Genomic DNA, 18,875 nt, shown 5'->3' with positions numbered 1-18,875 from the left:
TATGAAACTAATTTTAATGATTGCAAGTTTGTTTTTACTCTCAGGTTGTACCACAACGAAACCTTCTGTTACAGAGTACCGGGTAGTGGCTAAGAATATAAATACAAATAGCAGAGCAGATGGTTATCTAGATAAATCATTAAAGGTGTCACAAGCATTTAGTTCTAGTGTGCTTATGTCTTTAAAAATGAATTACGGGCAAGATGAAAATAAAATCTTTTCATATACGGAGTCTCAATGGAGTGAAACACCAAACCATGCTATAACTTTACAAATATATGAAAAAGTAAGAGATAGTAATCTCTTTAAAAATGTTCAAATATCAAAATCTAGAAGTAATGGAGATTTGATTTTAGAGATAAATATAGAAGATTTTATGCAGTATTACAGCGAAGACTTAAAAGAATCATATGCTAATGTTGTAATAAGTTTAACACTTATTGATTTAAAAACAAGAGAAGTACTTTCAGCTAAAACATTTAAGTCTAAAGTTAATTCAACTACTCTTAATGCAGATGGCGGAGTGGAAGCGTTGAACGCTTCATTATCTAATGTATTAGAACAAAGTTTAGAGTGGCTTAATGGAGTTTGTAAGTGATAACAGAGAATGAGTATAAAAAAAGAAGAGATAAGTTAGCCAAAAAACTTTATAATAGTTCAGTAGGTGTTATATTTAGCGCTACATGTAAGACTAGATCAAACGACACAGAATATCCATATAGGCAAAATAGTGACTTTTATTATCTTACAGGCTTTAGAGAAGACAATGCAAGTTTAGTCTTTATTAAAGAAAAAGAGAGTGTTAAAACAGTTATATTTCTACAAAAAAAAGATGAACAGTTAGAGCTTTGGAACGGGAAAAGACTAGGCGTTAAAGAGGCAAAAAAAAGATTTTTTGTTGATGAAATTTACACTACTGATTATTTTAAAAAGAGTATAAAAGAGTATTTAGCGAATAAAAAATATTTATATTATGATTTAGATTCTAAAGATAAAAGATTAAAAAAGGTTTTAAAATTATCAAAAGAGATTAAAACTTTTGATAATATAGTTTTACATGTACAAAAAATGAGACTTGTAAAATCTACTTCTGAGATAAATTTAATAAACAGAGCAGTAGCTATAACTACAGAAGCTCATAATCGGGCAATGCGTAGTAAGAAAATAGGTAAAAATGAGTTTGAACTTCAAGCAGAAATAGAGTATGAATTTAAAAAAAATGGAGCATACAGTGATGCATATACATCTATAGTAGCATGTGGAAACAGTGCTAATACGCTTCATTATATAGATAATAATCAACCGCTAGTTGATGGAGAACTTATCTTAATAGATGCAGGATGTGAGTATGAATACTATGCAAGTGACATTACAAGAACTATTCCTGTAAGTGGTGTATTTACAAAAGCACAAAAAGAGTTGTATAGTTTAATCTTGAATACTCAGCTTGAGATAATAGAGATGATTAAGCCAAATGTGAAACGAAGTGATTTGCAAGCTAAAGCGGAGATATTGTTAACAAAAGGGATGGTTAAACTTGGTATTTTAAAGGGTGACTACAAAGAGCTAATTAAAAATAAGAAACACAAAAAATATTATCCGCATGGAATAGGTCATTGGATGGGCCTGGATGTTCACGATACGGCTCCTTACTTGGATGATAAAAAGAAAGAAATACCACTTAAAAAAGGTATGGTTTTAACTATAGAGCCTGGATTATATATAGACAAAGATGATAAAAATGTGCCCAAAGAGTATCGAGGTATTGGGATTAGAATTGAAGATGACATTCTAGTTACTCAAAATGGCTACAAAAACCTCTCCATAGGTATTGCAAAAACAATAGAAGAGATAGAATCTATATCTTCATCTAATTATATGAATACGTCCATCCTGTAAGCTTATGTGTTTTTGCTTCATAAAAGTTGTCAGAATCGGCTAGAAAGTCCATTACATGCATTACGGAGTAGGGTATACTTCTTTGATCTTCTGGTGATACTAAAAGCAGTGGCATTGGAGTGTCTTGTGAACTCATTGAAAATCCAACAGGCATTAACTGGCTCATTACCTCTATTGGACTCTTTATTGAGTTTTCATCTAAAAACTTATCTAAAATAGCATCTTTAACATCTTGTGGTAGCTTCTCATCTGTATTTAAAAAGATTGTAAATTGAATTGGAGTGTTTTTAAAACTACTTGGTGCAGGAGCTGCCATTATAATATACTCTACATTTTCAAGGTGTTTTGAAATTTCACTTGGATTAAAATATTTGTCTGTCTTTATAGCTTTAGCCTCCATTATTTATCCTCTTCACCGAAAAGTGACTTACCTGTCTCTTCCTCAATATCTTTTTGAAGTTTAGACATCTCAAATCTAACAATATCCATAATATGTGGAGGCACATTGTCATCTTTACTCCATCTGACTTCTTCAATATTTCCACCATAATCACGACCAAGTTCTTCAATTTTTTTAGAGTACTCTTGCAAATCTTTACAAATTTCCACTCTCTCATCGGCAATATCTGTAAGTTCTATATACCAATCTTCATTACTACCATCAGCCATTTTTATTATTGATTTAAATATTGCAGACATCTCTTATCTCTTAGTTTCATCAAATTTTTTAGTAAATGTAATTAAATCATCTTTTTTCTTTAAATCACCATTATATGTAATATCTGATACTCTAGCGCTATCGTCATTTAGTATTTTAGGAACAGCGTCACCATTAGCAATTACTTCCATATGTGCATCTAGCTCATCCTCACTATATGCCATCTGCATATCAGCGGCAACTACATGTGGAATGTTTTCTATAACTCTAAGTTTTTCCAGCTCCTCAGAAACACCACTACCCTCTATTGTAATTATGATTCTACCTTTTTCATCATGCATATGATAATCACATACTTCACAATCTTTTAGACTCTGAACAACCTCTTCTAGATATTTTGGTACTGTTTGAACTACTATGCTTGATACATTCATTTTATTTCCTTTTATAATTTATTGATATATTATTTTTCTTATTTTTTCGCCGTTTTCTTGACGGATTTTATCATATAACTTCTGATGTTTTAATTTTTCAGCGTAGCTTATAGGAGTTCTTAGTGATTTATACTCAACCAAAACCCCTTCATTATAAACTCCAGAAACAATTGCCTGAACCCAGTAGTAACCACCATCTTTACGCATGTTTTTTACAACACCGGTCCACTGTTTTTTACTTTTAATCGTCTCCCATAAATCTTTGAAAACAACACTTGGCATATCAGGGTGCCTAACAATATTGTGCTGTTTTCCTAAAAGCTCTTCTGGTTTGTAGCCACTTATTTTACAAAAGACATCATTTACATATGTAATGTTTCCATTAAGATCAGTTCTTGAAATAATAAGCTCATCTTGGGGAACTTCTGTTTCTATTAGAAATTCACTTTTGTTATAATCCATTTATTACTCCTGATTTATTTTACACTGTATAGATTAATAATTTTGTCATTACTTGAGACTAAAAAATCATTCTCATTGACGAATACTATATTTGATAGTGTGATTTTGTTTCCACCAAATATTCCTAAAGTTGATTTAGTCGCAGTGTTAAATAGAGTTACATTGTTGTTTTCATCACTGGCATAAGCCACTCTGTTGCCACTTGGCGATAGACCAACACTGTACACTAAGAAATTTGACTGTTTATAATATGCCTGGTTTGATGAAGTAGTATATATCACAACTCTTCTATCTTGACCTGCTGTAGCGATAATTTTATTTTTATAATCAACCTGAAAAACATTATCTAGATTTTGTCCCTCCAGAACTCTTATAAATTTGCCATTTTTTATGCTGTGGATCTTTAGATTACCACTCTCATCTGCAACTACTACCTCACTCTTCTCCTCGTTTAAACAAAAGTCAGAGAACTTAGCGCCACTTACTTGAATGGACCAATTTTGCTTAGCAGTTGTCATGTCATATGAAATAAGTTCACTACTAAGGAGTCCCAATAAAATTGTGCTTTTATTTAAAAATTTAGCTTTTGCAATAGTGAGAGCTTTTGAAAAATCAATTAAAAGCTCTGTTTTGTTGTTTTGATGAATATGGACTCTTCTATACCCTTGTTTTGTTTGTGAAAGAATAAGTATTTTATCATCAATAATATCAACAGAAAAAACTTTAGAATCAACATCATCACCTGTAAAATCTTTTATCTGCTCTAGTTTTATTTGCTTTAGAAGTTTTTTACTTTTAAAATCAAATATATCAACCGTCCCAGCATCTGTGCCACTGTAAACTTTGCCCTCTTTATATACCAAATCAACAACATTGCCACTGGAGATAAAGTGTCCAGTAGGCTGTTTTATGTCTGCTCCAAACAGAGATGTCAGCAAAATACCTATAAGTATGATTTTATTCACTACAGCACCTTTATATCTATTGCATTTGTTGGACATTTATTTATACAGAATCCACAAGATGTACATTTATCATTAATTTCAGGCATAAACATCGCTTTAAAATCTATTGCATCATCCAAGCATGGGTCTTTACAAGAGAAACACATAGTATGATTCCAACTAAGACATGTACTTTTATTAATAGTTACATGTATATTAATCAGCTTTTTATCTTCTACATGTAGAACACCAAACTCACAAGCTTTTGCACACTCGTCACAGTATGTGCATCCGCTCAAAGAAAAGTCTAAATATGGAGTTCTGTCATCTTCAATTTTAATTATTTCTTCTTCACAAACAGTGGCGCATTTTGCGTCACATTTGCTACACTCATTATGAAAAAGAGATTCATCACCAAAGTAAGGCGGTCTTATCAGTTTCTCTTGATTGTTCTTTGTGTTTAAAGAAGAAACAAGAGAGCTAAAAAGCTCTCTTCTATTGTTCATTTAGTGCTCGTTTAAATAACCAGCAGCAGAATCTTTGTTTGCAATGTTTTCATCTGTTACAAAGCTTTCACCCTTAATTGTGTCCAGGGAGTCTGTTAAAGTAGTTCCAGCCCAACTTGACTTACTCGCACCATCTTTAGAAGTAAACTTAGCTTCGAAAGTATTTTCAACCGCTAAATTCCCTTGAGATTGAGGAGCATGACATAAGGTACAATTAAATCTTGAACCTTGAAGCTTCTCTGTTTCTTTTATAGCAACTTCATTTTTGTAGTTGTCTACAGCTTTTTTGAATATACCATCTACAACACCGTGCTTGGGTCTAAAGTCTGTAAAATGAGATACAGGAATAGGCGTTGGCTTTGGATCCATATACTCAGCAACATCAGGCATATGACAACCTGTACACTGATTGTCACCAATCTTAATAGGTAGCATTCCATCAGTATCATGCGGAATCATTGGTGGAGCATCTTGAAATGCTCTTTTGATTTTTAAACTTCCACCAGCTGCAGCTGTTCTATACTCAGTTTTCTCAGCGGCAGTACCTGCTTCTGTATATATGTCAGTTTTTCTTAGACCTAAAGACTCTTCAGTTACAACTTTAAGTGCTTCAGCATCACCTGCTGAAGCAGCTTTAGTTTTATCTCCACAACCAACTATTAGTAGTGTAGTAGCAACCAAACCAATTGTTATCTTTCTTATTGCTTTCATTTTACTCTCCCGTTGTTTTATTTTTTGCTAGGTTTCGTATTGAAAAATTAAGAGCATCATCATCACAAACTTCAATACATCTAGCACAATTTGTACACTCACCTGATAGGACAGGTAAACTCTCTTTGCCAACCATGTGTAGTACTTGGTGCTCAGGGCAAACAGTTTTGCATTTCATACATAAAGTACAATTCTCTTCGGAATGACTTACTCTTATTAGACTAAAGTTGCCTAATAGTGAATAGAATCCACCAAGTGGACATACATGTCCGCACCAACCATTCTTTAAGACGAATAAGTCAAAAAGAAATATTATGAGCATTGCTGCCCAACCAAAACCTAAACCAAATACTATACCTCTATGAAGCATAGATATTGGTGATATAAACTCAAAGGCTGTAATACCCATAATAGCTGAGATTATCAAGCTTAATACTAAAACCCAGTATCGCATGTTTCGCGAAGCTGGCTGTCTTCTTGAAATAGCATCAACGCCAAGTTTTCTTCTTAGAAGCGCTGCCGCATCTGTAACTATATTAACCGGACAGACCCAGCTGCAAAAGACGCGACCGCCAATTAGCAGATAAAATATAGTAACTATAAATGCACCTAGAAGTAAATCTGCACTTAAAACGGCACCCGCTGCAAGCATTTGTAGTGCTGCATAAGGATCACTTAAAGGAACGGTATTCAAAAGCAGAGATGAACTAAGGTTACCCTTTAGAACACTCCACCCCCAAGCATTAGCCAAAAAGTATAAAACCAATATACTTAATTGTGTAAATCTTCTAAAAAATAGATATCGGTAGTTATTCCATAGCGTAGCCATTAGTACAACTCCTCTTCGCTATTTAAAGAATCAATAGCACTCTCTTTACTTATTTCAGTTTTCGTTTTGATTTCCATTGCATTTTCTAAACGCTTTTCGTCCTCTTTATCCCAGCCTTTAATATAGTAATCGCCAGCTTTTCCCATAGCAACTTCTCTTGGAAGTATAAATATAGATGCTTTTTCTGTAACACAAGCTCTTTCACATAAACCACAGCCGGTACAGATATTGGCATGGACAACTGGCTTCATAAAGGCATGTTTACCAGTTCTCTCATTTTTTTCATATACTATTGATATAGCCTCACCCAACAATGGGCAAGCTCTATAACACGCATCACATTGGATACCCCAAAAAGCTATACAACTCTCACTGTCTATAACAGCTAGCCCCATATCGGCAGCGTTTATATCCAGCTTCTTATCTGTTGTAACACTTGACTCATTAAGTGCTCCCGTAGGACAAACAGGAACACACGGAATATCTGTACACATGTAACAAGGTATATCTCTAGGGATAAAATATGGAGTTCCCAGAGGTTTATTGTCACCTGGTTTAGCAAGCAATAGTGTATCGTAAGGACAAGCTAAAACGCATAGCCCACACTTTATACATGTTTTTAGAAAATCTTCTTCTTTTATAGCTCCAGGTGGACGGAGTAAAAGTTGTGAAGCTGTAACTTCATCAACATATGCACTCCAAATAAAACCACCAAGTGCTGTTATACCAGCACTTCTAGCCATATTAAGGATAAACTTTCTTCTATCGCTAACTGCCTCAGTTTTCATTTTTTAGTATAACCTCTTATGCTTTGTAAATTTTTACAGCACATTTTTTAAAGTCTGTCTGTTTTGACATAGGACATGTTGCATCTAGACAAACTTTGTTGATAAATACCTTTTCATCAAACCAAGGTACAAATACTAACCCTTTTGGTGGTCTATTTCTACCACGAGTTTCAACTCTGGCTTTAACTTTGCCACGACGGGACTCTATCCAGCATAAACCACCTTGTTTAAGGTCTTTATTCTTTGCATCACTCGGATGCATATAACATAGCGCTTCAGGAACTGCACGATATAGTTCAGGAACACGCATAGTCATAGTACCTGAGTGCCAATGTTCAAGAACACGACCTGTATTTAACCAAATATCGTACTCTGCATCTGGCATTTCTGGAGGATCCATGTACGGACGAGCAAATATCTTGGCTTTATTTGCCAGTGATTTTTTCTTAGAATCTTTATCTTTTCCGCCTAGGTTACCACTTTGGAGTGCTTTTGCAAGCGTTCCGTAGAATGCATGTGAGTTACCACTCTCTTTAGTTGCTTTTGCTGCATATGGGTCATACTTAGCATTAAATCTCCATGCTGTCTCTTTTCCATCAACAACAGGCCATTTAAGACCACGAACTTTATGGTACATATCAAATGGTGCAAGGTCATGTCCATGCCCACGTGTAAACGCAGCATACTCTTCCCAAAGATATTTTTGTATAAAGAAACCATATCCTTTAAATACTTTCCCATCAGAACCAACAACATTTCTGCTGTCTCCATAACCCTCAGAGTTGTCATACCCTTTTTGAATTGGGTCATTTTGGTCAAGTTTATAAGTTTTAGCAACTTTATTTGCAAATAAAATATCAAACATTGTTGTATCTTCGCTGTAACCCATAGCCTTTGCTTGCTCTATAACACTAGGAAGCGCATCTTTTCTCGGACCAGATGGCGCTTGCGCACCCCATAAATCTTTAACAGTAAATCTCTTAGAGAGTTCAACCCATTGCCAAGTATCAGACATTGCATCACCAACAGGAAGAACTTGTTGTCTCCAATGTTGAGTACGGCGTTCAGCATTTCCGTATGCTCCCCATTTTTCATAAATCATAGCCGTTGGAAGGATAAGGTCAGATACTTTTGCAGATATACCAGGATATCCATCAGAGGTAACAATAAAGTTATCCATTTCACGGGCTGCTTTTAACCAGTGAGTTGCGGATCCTGAATCTTGATATGGATTACAAACATTTACCCAAGCAAATTTAATTAAGCCATCTTGGATATCACGGTGGATTTTCATAATATGTTGTTTACCAACACCATTTATTGTCCCATTTGGAACCCTCCATTTTTCTTCAGCGATAGCTCTATGTTTAGGATTTGCAACCATCATATCCGCTGGAAGTCTATGTGTAAATGTACCAACCTCGCGAGCTGTTCCACAAGCAGAAGGCTGACCAGTCAAACTAAATGCTCCCTCACCAGGATTAGCTTGTTTATTTAACAAAAAGTGAACATTGTAAGCAAGTGTATTAACCCAAGTACCACGAGTATGTTGATTCATTCCCATTGTCCAAAAAGATACTACTTTTCGCCCCTTTTCAATATACAAGTTAGCTAACTCTTGAAGTTTTGCTTTGAAGCTCTCAAGGGACTCATCCGGATCACCCTTTGTAAGACTTGCAGTATATTCTAATGTGTATGGTTCTAAAGATTTTTTATACTCTTCAAATGAAATTTCCCAGTGACCTAATGTACCAGCAGTATGATTCATAGTGTCGCCAGCTTTATAACCAAAAGGCTCTAAAGCAGGTCCCTCTTTTGCAGAAACAGTTGTTTTCATCTCTTTATTGATTGTTTGCATCTCTAAAGCAGAATATTGACCGGCACTACCATCAGAGTTTACAGGAGATATTGATTTCTCACCAGCCCTTCTCATACCATAACCAATGTTTACTGGACCAGCTGCAAAAATCATATGTTTCTTAACAAAATCCCAATCTATAATACCTTCAGCTTCATCTCTCATTACGATTTCTCTTGCAATGTAGTTCCATAGAGCTATATCTGTATTTGGAGAGAATATGATTTCCGTATCAGCTAAATCTGAAGTTCTGTGAGTATAAGTTTGAATACTTATAACTTTTACTCTCTCAGGGTCTGAAAGTTTTCTGTCAGTAACGCGAGACCATAAAATAGGGTGCATCTCTGCCATATTTGAACCCCATGTAACTATTGTGTCAGTAAGTTCAATATCATCATAACAGCCAGAAGGTTCATCAACACCAAATGTTTGGTAAAAACCAACAACAGCCGATGCCATACAGTGACGTGCATTTGGATCAATAGCATTTGATCTAAAGCCAGCTTTCATCATTTTTTGAGCTGCATAACCTTCCATAATTGTATATTGCCCAGAAGCAAAAATACCAACTCCTTCAGGTCCAGCATGCTTAAGTGCTTTTTTGATGTTTATTGCCATCTCATCAAAAGCTCTTTCCCAAGATATAGGTGCAAATTTACCTTTTTTGTCAAAGTTGCCATTTGCATCCATTCTAAGTAATGGCTTGGTTAGCCTGTCGGCACCGTACATAATCTTTGCATTAAAGTAACCCTTAATACAGTTTAGACCACGATTAACTGGTGCCGCAGGGTCACCTTTAACAGCTACAATCTTACCATTTTTAGTAGCCATCATAATACCACAACCCGTACCACAGAAACGACAAGCTGCCTTGTCCCATCTCCAGTCACCTTCAGCTTGAGTAGCTGCTGCTTGCAAATTTGCCGGTACATTCATACCAACTGCCGCTGCCGCAGATGCCGCCGCTGAACTCTTAAGAAATTCTCTTCTAGAAAGTGTCATATTCTCTCCTGTTAGATAATATTTTTTGTTATGTATAAATTAACAAAAAGAAGTATAACACATAATTTTTATAAATTACTTGACTTATGTCAATAGCTTAGTGATTATAATTAAGCTAAAACTTATATGTTTACAGCTTAGGTCGTTGGCAGGGGAGGGTATTTATGGTTTAACTATTTGACAACTTTTAGTAAGTTTCTCTAACTCTTTTTTTAGGTTTGAAAGTTTATGAGTTGAGTTTATTAAAACCTCTGTTGATTCAATGACAATGTCCTCGCTATTGTTGAGGTGTTTAGATGCTAATGAATTATCTTGCAGTTCATTTATGATAGTGTCAAACTCATCAGTAAGCTCCTCTAGTTTGGAAGATGCATACTGTGATTGTCTCAGAGCCTCGTCGGAGTGTTCGATAGCAGAGTTTATTTTTTGAATAAAACAATTAATAGTATCACCAACTTCAGCTATCTCACTCTCGCTTTCAGGTTTGATTTTTATTGGTGTAATCTTGGATATATTTTCATTATTTATGAGTGTTTTGGAGTGCTGTATAAAAGAATCTACATGTGACTCCATCGCTCTTAACTTTGTTAGTGAGTATATAAGTAAAATTAAGAATGTAATTCCCGATAAGTATTGGAAAGTTTTTATGAAATTAGTTTTCTCTTCACTGTGGTTTGTATACATAGTTACTAGTTTATCAACATTATCAAGAAGGATGGTGTTTTGTTCATATATAGAATTAACGACTTTTTCAAGCTCTTTACTTATACTAAATTTTGAATTATTGAGAAGTTTAAACTTTTGAATATTTTCATAAAAGTTAACCCAAAGTTTATTGACATTTTTAAGTTGCGTAGAGATACTATATGTATTAACAGCTAAAATCTCTTTATCTTTATCCCCATGTTCTAAAATCTTCAGACCATTAATAAACTCATTAGCAGCCGAATCTAGTTCAGTAAAATCTTTATTAGAACTATGATATATATAAAAAATATTTTTAGCAATTTTTTGAGTTAACATTCTTTGTTTTCCAACAATATTTACAACAAGGGCATCTTTCGTATTTTGCTGGTTGAGGTATATAGTAGTTCCTATTACACTAATCATTAGAACTGTTAGCATAGAGCCTAATAGTTTGATTTTTGTACTCATTTTTGTTGTTTTAATCATAGTAATCCACCATTATATATATTTTGAAGTAGCTTTTTATCAAGAATGGTGACTATAGAGTTTTCAATATTGATGATAGAACTTCTTTTTAACTTTTTTAAAACTCTAGAGAGTGTCTCTGGTTGAATATGCAACATAAAAGATACTTCAGTCCTTTTAAGTGTATTAAACATTTCCAAATCATCACACAGGGTAAAAGCAACTTTTGCAGTTGCATCAAATACCAACTCCCTGTTTACAACACAGTGAAGTTGCTGCGTTTTTGAGAGTATCTCATTTATAAACTCAGTGTTTAGTATGTTTTTAGATAAGAACTGTGCTTTAAACTCTAAAAAATCAACTTCAAGTATAGTACTATCTTCCATAAATTCAGCATTAGAAAAACAATGAATTATATTATTGTCTAGAGTGGTAAGTTCGGAAATAAGAGAATTTTTATGTATATTGTAAAGAAAGATTTCATTTTCAAACTTATCTATTTTGTAAACTTTTAAAAGTCCAGATACTAAAAAAAATATTTTATTGTTAGTATCATTTTCATAATAAAGGATTGAGTTTTTTGGATATTTAACCACCCTCGAGATACTATCAATTATATTTAACATCTCACTGTTAAGTGAATCAAAAAAAAAGAGTTGTTTTATATGATATAACTTTTCATTCATAACTTTTCACTCACTTCTTAAAATTATAGTAATTGTTACAATTTTCTTGGAAATCTTAAACATAATGTATTTTATCTAAAAGTCTTATATTTCTAATAGAAATTTTATATTTGGAATAGTGTTTGCTTTAGTTTAATGATGTTTAACAGGGAGAGAGATGAATTTTATAGAAGCTTTAAAGCTTAGAAGTAAACTATTATTTATTTTTATACTCATAGCAGTTGGTCTATTCTTCCTAGGCATCATGGGTACAATAAATCTAAATTCAATGAAAAAAAACTTGGATTCCCTGTATTTCGGCTCACTAGTTCCGGTGATTGAACTTAATTCAATTTTACAAATATATCATTCTGATTTGGCACATACAATATACAGAGCTAAAAACTCTGAAATTACTCGAAGTGAAGTTGAATCAAAGATTCAAAACTCAGTTAATAGTATTAATAGAGAGTGGAAAAAATATGAATCTCATTTTAAAAGAGATAAAGAGTTTGGATATGTTGAGTACACGGCACTTGAAGTTAACTCAACTAATCAATATTTTTATAAAATATTAAAAGCTTTATCTGATGGACACAATATTAAAGATATATCTATATTAAGTTTAGAAAAAAAGATTTCACATATTCACAAAGTACTAAATAAACTAATTGCTTATGAAGTAGGTGTTGCTAAGTATGAGAGAAAGAAATTTCTAGAAGTTTATGATAGTTTACTGCTTGAAGTTAGTTTTATACTTAGCATTGTAATTTTCGGTGTAATGTTAATATCGTATTATGTATTTAAAAGTATTCAAAAAGACCAGACAGCATTAGAGATTGCAACAAAGAGACTAAAGGTAGCTAATAAAAAGCTGGAAAATGTTTCATATACAGACTCTTTAACAAATCTCTATAATAGAAGATATTTTAACCTTGTCTACGACAGAGAACTAAAGCGGGCAAAAAGAAATCATACACATATAACTTTTATGATGCTCGATATTGACTTCTTTAAGCAATATAATGACACTTATGGGCATATTGAGGGAGATTTTGCTCTTAAAAGTGTTGCAAAAGTACTACAAGACACACTCAAAAGACCTGGAGATTTTGTATTTAGGCTTGGCGGAGAAGAGTTTGGAATTTTACTTACAGAGACAGATGAATCTAATAGTGCAAATTTAGCTAGAGATATTTGTGACTCCGTTAGAGGCAGAGAAATCAAACATTCAGCTTCTAAGGCAAATGAGTTTGTAACTATTTCTATTGGTGTTGTTTGTTGCATTGCTGATGAAGCTTTAAATGATGAGATACTTTTATCTCGCGCTGATGAGATGCTCTACAAAGCAAAAGATAGTGGAAGAGACCGATATAATATTACTACAGATATTAGTGAAGCAAAAACTGTTAAAGTTAAGAGTGAAGAGAAAAATGTTGAAGTTAAGAGTGAAAAGAAAAAAGAGTTTAGCGCTTAGTGCCCATTCTTAAACCTAAACTTTTCTGCTGCTAGTAGAGCTCTAAGCTTATCTTTTAACTCGCCTTGAAGCTCCATCCACCCATCTTTAAAAGTTCCACCACAACCAAGCTTTTTCTTCAAAATTTTCAGAGTAGCTTCAGAATCATTTGAGGGAAGATGAAACTCACCAACAAGAGTCACAGTTTTACCACGGCGTTTTTCTTTTTTAAAAAATAAGAAGTGTTTTGATGGCTCTAAAATTTCATTAGAGATAGTTGTTTTTCTTGGCGATTGAATTTCTGACCAGCTATCATCAATATCTGCACCGATAAAGATATCTAGTTTTTTGCCTCTAGACACTTTTTTTTCCTATATATTTGAACCGAGGAACTAATTTGTTATCTACTTCTACTTCTTCAAAAAACATATTGTATGGTCGAGCCCATAGATCTTCATCTCCATACATTGTGCGGTAAAGAACCATAAGCACCTCTGTCTCACTATGTCTGAGGGTATCTATGACTTCATAGCGGTTACCCTTATAATGTTCATAGATACCTGTTTTCATACTACAAAACCTTTTGAGCTAAAACACTCATGTTAGCTTTATCGTAGGAGCTGTTTTTAACACTTTTTAAGACTTCTGCATGTGAAGTGCTTTTGGCATTGTAAACAACAATAACTACTTCATCTCCAGTTTTTAAAAATGTACACTCTCCATAAGGGGTGTATCTAGTAGCCCCGATGCTTATAATTGCTTCTTTTGGATTGTTACATGTAGATATATACTCACTCAAATTTTCCAGCGGACCAAAATCTTCTTGAGTATTTATTTGATTAGTCATCCAGTCAAGAAGCTTCTCGTAAAAGTAGCTATAACCGGTTAGTTCTACATCTTCACCATAAGAGTGAACTTCACCATCTCTTCTTAAAAAACTGCATATTGAGTAGTTGTCCATAACTCCGCCAGCGCTAAATTTGTCAATGGCAATTAAGTTGTCACTAATTCCTTTAGATGCTTCGCCCCAGTTTTTTTTGTCACTAATCTTACTTGCACCTTTTACTCTTATGGAGCAGTCGTTATAGGCACCAAAATGGGTTGGAATAATTTTAGAGAGTTTGTTATCTATATATTCAAGTCTACATGTAAGTCCAATTTCTGGCTCAGCCTGAATATTGACATCTTTATTTGGAAGTTTAATGGTAGTGCTTGAGAGAGGGTAGGTGTTTAAAATTGCTTTTGCTTTTTCTACATGTAGAGGAAGGTGAAAAGGGAACATCCCTTTAGGAGCTGCTTCATCGGCTGTTATAATATCTTTGAAGTCTTCTAGTTCACCGGCTTGAGCTAGGTGAAGTGCAAAGTTACCTGCAATTCCCAGCCCTAAAAAATCTTTATATACGTCCACTTACTTTGGCCTCAGCATACTCTTCATAAGAACCTTTGAAGTCTGTTAAGCTTCCATCCGCATGTATTTCGATAATACGATTAGCAAAAGCGTCTAGTAGCTCACGGTCATGAGATACACAGATAACATTCCCTTTGAAGTTTAATAGTGCTTCACCAAGTGCAATAATAGCCTCTAGGTCAAGATGATTCGAAGGCTCATCTAAAACTAAAAAGTTTCCACCCTCAAGCATCATCTTACTAAGCATCATTCTGTGTTTTTCACCACCAGAGATACTTACTACAGATTTTTCTTGCTGCTCACCATTAAAAAGCATACGACCAAGGCAGTTTCTAATCTCAGCAATATCACGCTTAGGGTCAAATCCTCTTAGCCAATCATAAAGAGTTCCTTTTCCCTTAATCGTATCTGCTGTGTCTTGTGGAAAGTAACTGTTTTCAACTGTTGCACCCCAGTGAACTTCACCACTTGTTGGTTTCATCTCTTCCATAATAATTTTTACCAATGTTGTTTTACCTGCACCATTTGGACCTATAAGTGCAACTTTTTCATCTGGATCGAATTTTAGGTTTATGTCTTTTAGAACTTCATTGTCACCATAAGAGTGATTTATGTTAACAAGATTTAGAGCTTCATCACCCATAACTCTTTTTGCTTTAAAAACAATGCTAGGGTCTCTTCTAGAAGAGGGTTTAATATCATCAATAACAAGTTTATCAAGTTTTCTCTGTCTTGATGTTGCCTGTTTAGCTTTTGAGGCATTTGCTGAAAATCGACGAACAAAAGCTTCTAACTCCTCTTTCTCTTTCTCTTTTTTAGCATTACCAAGCTCTTGTTGTTTCGCTATTACGTTAGCCGCAATATACCAGTCATCATATGTACCTGTAAACTCACGAATTTTTTGGTAATCAACATCAAGTATATTAGTAACAACAGCATTTAAAAAGTGTCTATCGTGTGAGATTACAACCATAGTGCCTTCATGGCGTTGAAGTTCATTTTCTAACCAGCTAATAGTCTCAATATCAAGGTTGTTGGTAGGCTCATCAAGAAATAAAACATCAGGTTTTGGATATAAAACCTGTGCTAGTAAAACTTTGAATTTATCTGCACTATCTAGGCTTGACATAAGGTCATAGTGTTTGCTTGCAGGAATACCAACATTCTCTAAAATTTTAGCAATATTTACATCATACTCATAGGTAGGGTCTTCTTCAACAGAGATAACTTCTAGCTCAGCAAGACGGTCATTAACAGCATCATCTTCAAAGTCACCAGTTGCATAAAGTAACTCTTTCTCTTTGATTGCATCGTAAAGTCTTTTGTTACCGTATAAAACAGCATCCATAATTGTATACTCTTCAAAAGCAAACTGATTTTGCCCTAGAACTCCAACTTTAGCACCATTTTCAATACTGATATCGCCTTCATATTCATCGATTTGACCACAAAGAATTTTTAAGAAAGTTGTTTTACCAGCGCCATTTGCACCGATAAGTCCATATCTTTTATGACGATCTAGTTTAAGATTTATGTCTTGAAATAGAACTCTATTTCCAAAGCGCATTATTAAATTATTTACATATACCATGATTATATCTCTCGCTTAGGCACAAGGGATGTGCCTATTGTTTTTCGCGATTGTAGCTGAAAGTTGTTTAAAGCTTGATTTAATAGCTATCTATTACTTAAGTTTACTATGTGGTTTATTCCAAAAAGTATCATCAGGTTTATTTTGATTCATATCTTTAAAATATTTTTCATCCGTTCTTGCAATCTCTGCGCGGATTAGATTAACAATGGCTTTTTGAGATGCAATAGGCTCTGGAAGTGCACAGTATTCACCCTCCGTAAGCTCATCATTGAATTTTTCTTCATCGAAGTTTTTACCAATATATTTACAAATATATTTCAAATCTCTCTCAGCATTGCCCAAACATGAAGTTGCACCCGGAGATGGCGTCATGTTGAAAATTAGACCCTCACCTGTAAAGATAGAAGCCTCGCCTAGCATCAATTTTTGTTGCTCTTTATCTAAAACTTGTGGACGAACACCACCAAAACCAGGAGCATAATTGAATTCATCAAGCTTAAGCCCAGGCACAATTTTTCTAGCATCTCTTAAAAATAGATACTTATTGAAAAATGGAATCTCATAAAGAAAATTTCTAAAAAGATAGTTACGGATATCACTCTCTTTTAGCAGTTTCCACAATGCAGTAGCAATTTTTGTGTCAAATCTAAGAGTTTTCCAAAAGTCCATATATGTACCACTTTTGTAACGCTCTAGCTTTGGGAGAACTAAGGCAGTTGGACCAAAGCGTGTGTTTCCATCAGCTAGAACATCAGGGTCACCATGAAGAGCTGCAAATGGGAGTTTAGGATTTTGAACCATATAAACTTTACCGTTTAACAGCTTTTGTTCGGTCATATAAAAACTACCTGCAACCGGCAAACAACCTAGTTCTAGGCCAAAACCCATTCTATGTGCTAAAAACAGAGAGTGAGCTCCGGCGTCTACAACTACAAAGTCAGCATAGTAAGTATCGTTTGCAGTTTTAACAATATAACCACGCTTTTTACTTTTTTCTATATCTAAAACTTGAGTATTTAAAAAGAGTTCTACATCTACATCTGATTCTTTTTTTGCATTTTCAATGAAAGATTTTGAAAGTTTCCCAAATTCAACGGTTGTCCACTGGTCCCTAGTGCCAATAGCAACTATATTTTCTTTTCTCTCATTCCCATCTTCATCAAAAACAACACGAGGTTCCAACTCTTTAAGTCTTTCCTTGCTCCATACCTCTAAATATGGAAACAGTTCAGAGAACTCTTCATAGCGGTGAAGTAGAAACTCAACCTCTTTTTCGCCCACACCCAAAGCCATTTTTTGGTGTGAATATATTATCTCATTTTGATAATGGTGTTGTAGGCAGTATTTCTCAACCATCTTAGCAGTACGTTTTGTAACCGCTGCTTTTTCCAAAGTATAGTTAGTTTCAATATCCCCGACATGCATTGTCTGAGAATTTCCCTTAGCACTAGAATTTAAAGTTGCTATATCTCCATACTTCTCAATAATACCAACAGACTTAATGTCAGTATATCTTGCAATCTCGTATGCTAATGCTGTCCCAGAAACGCCAGCACCTACAATAATAACTTCAAAGTTCTTAGTTGCCATAATAATTCCTTATTTTAAATATAATTATTGGAATTGTAGCAAATTTATTATAAAATGCCAGAATGCAAATAAGAGAACTAGATTTAAAAGAATTATATACTGCTTATGAGGTGGTTTGTCAACTTAGAACGGAACTCACTTATAAAGAGTTTGAAGACTTAATATATGACATGAGAAGTATTGATTATAAGATGATTGGCATATTTGATGTAGATGAACTCATAACATATACTGGTGTCGCCGTTTCTACCAACCTTTACCATAAAAGACATCTATATGTATATGATTTGGTTACAGATGTGAAGCATAGAAATAAGGGGTATGCAAAAATGATGCTTGAATATCTGCACGATTATGCAAAGATGGGCATGTGTAAAAATATAGTCTTATCTTCAGGAGTTGAGAAAGAAAAGGCACATCTATTTTATGAAAAATATGGTTTTATAAAAAAAAGTTTTGTCTTTTTAAAAAGTGTTTAGCCACAACATTTTTTAAACTTTTTTGCACTTCCGCAAGGACAGCTCTCATTTCGCTCTACTTTTGAGTTGAAAAGTTCACCGTCTACATATAGCCACATTCCATTTTTAAAAATAAAGTTACTTTTTTCATGTAAGACTTTTATGGAATCTATATCTTTATAATAAGCCTTAAATTCAACAATATTTTGCTCTACATGTAGCACGTCAAGTTTCAGCCACTTTACAGAGTTGCTAAACTCTTCAATAAGCTCTGCATCATCTGCATGTCTATTATTAGCAACTAATGTTTTAATAAGGTAGTTGCTGTCTCCTTTTACATAAGCACTATATCTGCTACGCATAAGTTCTTCTGCGGAGGAGGCTTTTATATTGCTATTTATTATTGCTCCACAACACTCATTATAATCTTTTTTATTCCCACATATACAGCTCATAAGACT

Annotated in this window: 22 protein-coding genes; 4 read left to right on the top strand and 18 right to left on the bottom strand. The window is 34.1% G+C overall.

Annotated elements, in window-relative coordinates:
* The first annotated feature begins 1 nt into the window (after position 1).
* Together HUE87_RS09680 and HUE87_RS09675 are read left to right on the top strand one after the other, a co-directional pair.
* Positions 2-598 (top strand): ABC-type transport auxiliary lipoprotein family protein, encoded by a 597-nt coding sequence (locus HUE87_RS09680; RefSeq protein WP_194366192.1) that lies wholly within the window; start codon positions 2-4, stop codon positions 596-598.
* Positions 595-1,899, top strand: a complete 1,305-nt coding sequence (locus HUE87_RS09675) for an aminopeptidase P N-terminal domain-containing protein (protein ID WP_194366191.1) — start codon at positions 595-597, stop codon at positions 1,897-1,899. Before HUE87_RS09680 ends, HUE87_RS09675 begins: the two co-directional genes overlap by 4 nt.
* Here the strand turns inward: HUE87_RS09675 and HUE87_RS09670 are convergent.
* From HUE87_RS09670 to HUE87_RS09615, 12 genes are all read right to left on the bottom strand, one after another.
* Positions 1,871-2,299, bottom strand: a complete 429-nt coding sequence (locus HUE87_RS09670) for a hypothetical protein (protein ID WP_194366190.1) — start codon at positions 2,297-2,299, stop codon at positions 1,871-1,873. The genes HUE87_RS09675 and HUE87_RS09670 overlap by 29 nt on opposite strands.
* Complete coding sequence (locus tag HUE87_RS09665) at positions 2,299-2,598, bottom strand: hypothetical protein (RefSeq protein WP_194366189.1); 300 nt, start codon at positions 2,596-2,598, stop codon at positions 2,299-2,301. Before HUE87_RS09665 ends, HUE87_RS09670 begins: the two co-directional genes overlap by 1 nt.
* 3 nt (positions 2,599-2,601) lie before the next feature.
* Complete coding sequence (locus tag HUE87_RS09660; protein WP_194366188.1) at positions 2,602-2,991, bottom strand: chaperone NapD; 390 nt, start codon at positions 2,989-2,991, stop codon at positions 2,602-2,604.
* Between the two features lie 18 nt (positions 2,992-3,009).
* Positions 3,010-3,453: a PAS domain-containing protein gene (locus HUE87_RS09655; protein WP_194366187.1), complete on the bottom strand. Its 444-nt coding sequence runs from the start codon at positions 3,451-3,453 to the stop codon at positions 3,010-3,012.
* 14 nt (positions 3,454-3,467) lie between these two features.
* Complete coding sequence (locus HUE87_RS09650) at positions 3,468-4,418, bottom strand: WD40 repeat domain-containing protein (RefSeq protein ID WP_194366186.1); 951 nt, start codon at positions 4,416-4,418, stop codon at positions 3,468-3,470.
* Entirely contained in the window at positions 4,418-4,903 is a 486-nt protein-coding gene (locus HUE87_RS09645) for a ferredoxin-type protein NapF (protein ID WP_194366185.1), read from the bottom strand. The genes HUE87_RS09650 and HUE87_RS09645 overlap by 1 nt, the downstream gene beginning before the upstream one ends.
* A complete protein-coding gene (locus tag HUE87_RS09640) occupies positions 4,904-5,614 on the bottom strand; it encodes a nitrate reductase cytochrome c-type subunit (protein ID WP_194366184.1) in 711 nt (236 codons plus the stop codon).
* 1 nt (position 5,615) lies between these two features.
* Positions 5,616-6,443 (bottom strand): quinol dehydrogenase ferredoxin subunit NapH, encoded by an 828-nt coding sequence (gene napH, locus HUE87_RS09635; protein WP_194366183.1) that lies wholly within the window; start codon positions 6,441-6,443, stop codon positions 5,616-5,618.
* Positions 6,443-7,231 carry a ferredoxin-type protein NapG gene (gene napG / locus HUE87_RS09630; protein WP_194366182.1) on the bottom strand — a complete coding sequence of 263 codons (789 nt, stop codon included), beginning with the start codon at positions 7,229-7,231 and terminating at the stop codon, positions 6,443-6,445. The genes napH and napG overlap by 1 nt, the downstream gene beginning before the upstream one ends.
* 16 nt (positions 7,232-7,247) lie before the next feature.
* Positions 7,248-10,091, bottom strand: coding sequence for a nitrate reductase catalytic subunit NapA (gene napA, locus HUE87_RS09625; RefSeq protein ID WP_194366181.1), 2,844 nt, complete (start codon positions 10,089-10,091; stop codon positions 7,248-7,250).
* Positions 10,092-10,253: 162 nt separating this feature from the next.
* Positions 10,254-11,264: a type IV pili methyl-accepting chemotaxis transducer N-terminal domain-containing protein gene (locus tag HUE87_RS09620; protein ID WP_194366180.1), complete on the bottom strand. Its 1,011-nt coding sequence runs from the start codon at positions 11,262-11,264 to the stop codon at positions 10,254-10,256.
* Positions 11,261-11,929 (bottom strand): Crp/Fnr family transcriptional regulator, encoded by a 669-nt coding sequence (locus HUE87_RS09615; protein WP_194366179.1) that lies wholly within the window; start codon positions 11,927-11,929, stop codon positions 11,261-11,263. The genes HUE87_RS09620 and HUE87_RS09615 overlap by 4 nt, the downstream gene beginning before the upstream one ends.
* 157 nt (positions 11,930-12,086) lie before the next feature.
* Here HUE87_RS09615 and HUE87_RS09610 point away from each other — a divergent pair, with 157 nt between their 5' ends.
* Positions 12,087-13,385, top strand: coding sequence for a diguanylate cyclase (locus HUE87_RS09610; protein WP_194366178.1), 1,299 nt, complete (start codon positions 12,087-12,089; stop codon positions 13,383-13,385).
* Here the strand turns inward: HUE87_RS09610 and HUE87_RS09605 are convergent.
* From HUE87_RS09605 to HUE87_RS09585, 5 genes are all read right to left on the bottom strand, one after another.
* Positions 13,382-13,726, bottom strand: coding sequence for a translation initiation factor (locus HUE87_RS09605; protein ID WP_194366177.1), 345 nt, complete (start codon positions 13,724-13,726; stop codon positions 13,382-13,384). The genes HUE87_RS09610 and HUE87_RS09605 overlap by 4 nt on opposite strands.
* Positions 13,719-13,934 carry a DUF1653 domain-containing protein gene (locus tag HUE87_RS09600; protein WP_194366176.1) on the bottom strand — a complete coding sequence of 72 codons (216 nt, stop codon included), beginning with the start codon at positions 13,932-13,934 and terminating at the stop codon, positions 13,719-13,721. The genes HUE87_RS09605 and HUE87_RS09600 overlap by 8 nt, the downstream gene beginning before the upstream one ends.
* Position 13,935: 1 nt before the next feature.
* Positions 13,936-14,772, bottom strand: a complete 837-nt coding sequence (locus HUE87_RS09595) for a DUF5718 family protein (protein WP_194366175.1) — start codon at positions 14,770-14,772, stop codon at positions 13,936-13,938.
* Positions 14,759-16,363 carry an ABC-F family ATP-binding cassette domain-containing protein gene (locus tag HUE87_RS09590; RefSeq protein WP_194366174.1) on the bottom strand — a complete coding sequence of 535 codons (1,605 nt, stop codon included), beginning with the start codon at positions 16,361-16,363 and terminating at the stop codon, positions 14,759-14,761. Before HUE87_RS09590 ends, HUE87_RS09595 begins: the two co-directional genes overlap by 14 nt.
* 93 nt (positions 16,364-16,456) lie before the next feature.
* Complete coding sequence (locus HUE87_RS09585; protein ID WP_194366173.1) at positions 16,457-17,956, bottom strand: FAD-dependent oxidoreductase; 1,500 nt, start codon at positions 17,954-17,956, stop codon at positions 16,457-16,459.
* Positions 17,957-18,018: 62 nt separating this feature from the next.
* On the opposite strand from HUE87_RS09585, the gene HUE87_RS09580 reads away from it, so the two are divergent.
* On the top strand, positions 18,019-18,435 hold the full coding sequence (locus tag HUE87_RS09580) for a GNAT family N-acetyltransferase (RefSeq protein WP_194366172.1): 417 nt from the start codon (positions 18,019-18,021) through the stop codon (positions 18,433-18,435).
* Here HUE87_RS09580 and HUE87_RS09575 read toward each other — a convergent pair.
* Entirely contained in the window at positions 18,432-18,869 is a 438-nt protein-coding gene (locus HUE87_RS09575) for a YchJ family protein (RefSeq protein ID WP_194366171.1), read from the bottom strand. The two genes, HUE87_RS09580 and HUE87_RS09575, sit on opposite strands and share 4 nt — an antisense overlap.
* Positions 18,870-18,875 lie beyond the last annotated feature (6 nt).

Source organism: Candidatus Sulfurimonas marisnigri, assembly GCF_015265475.1.
GTDB classification, from domain to species: Bacteria; Campylobacterota; Campylobacteria; order Campylobacterales; family Sulfurimonadaceae; genus Sulfurimonas; species Sulfurimonas marisnigri.
This window is presented reverse-complemented; position numbering and strand designations above follow the sequence as displayed.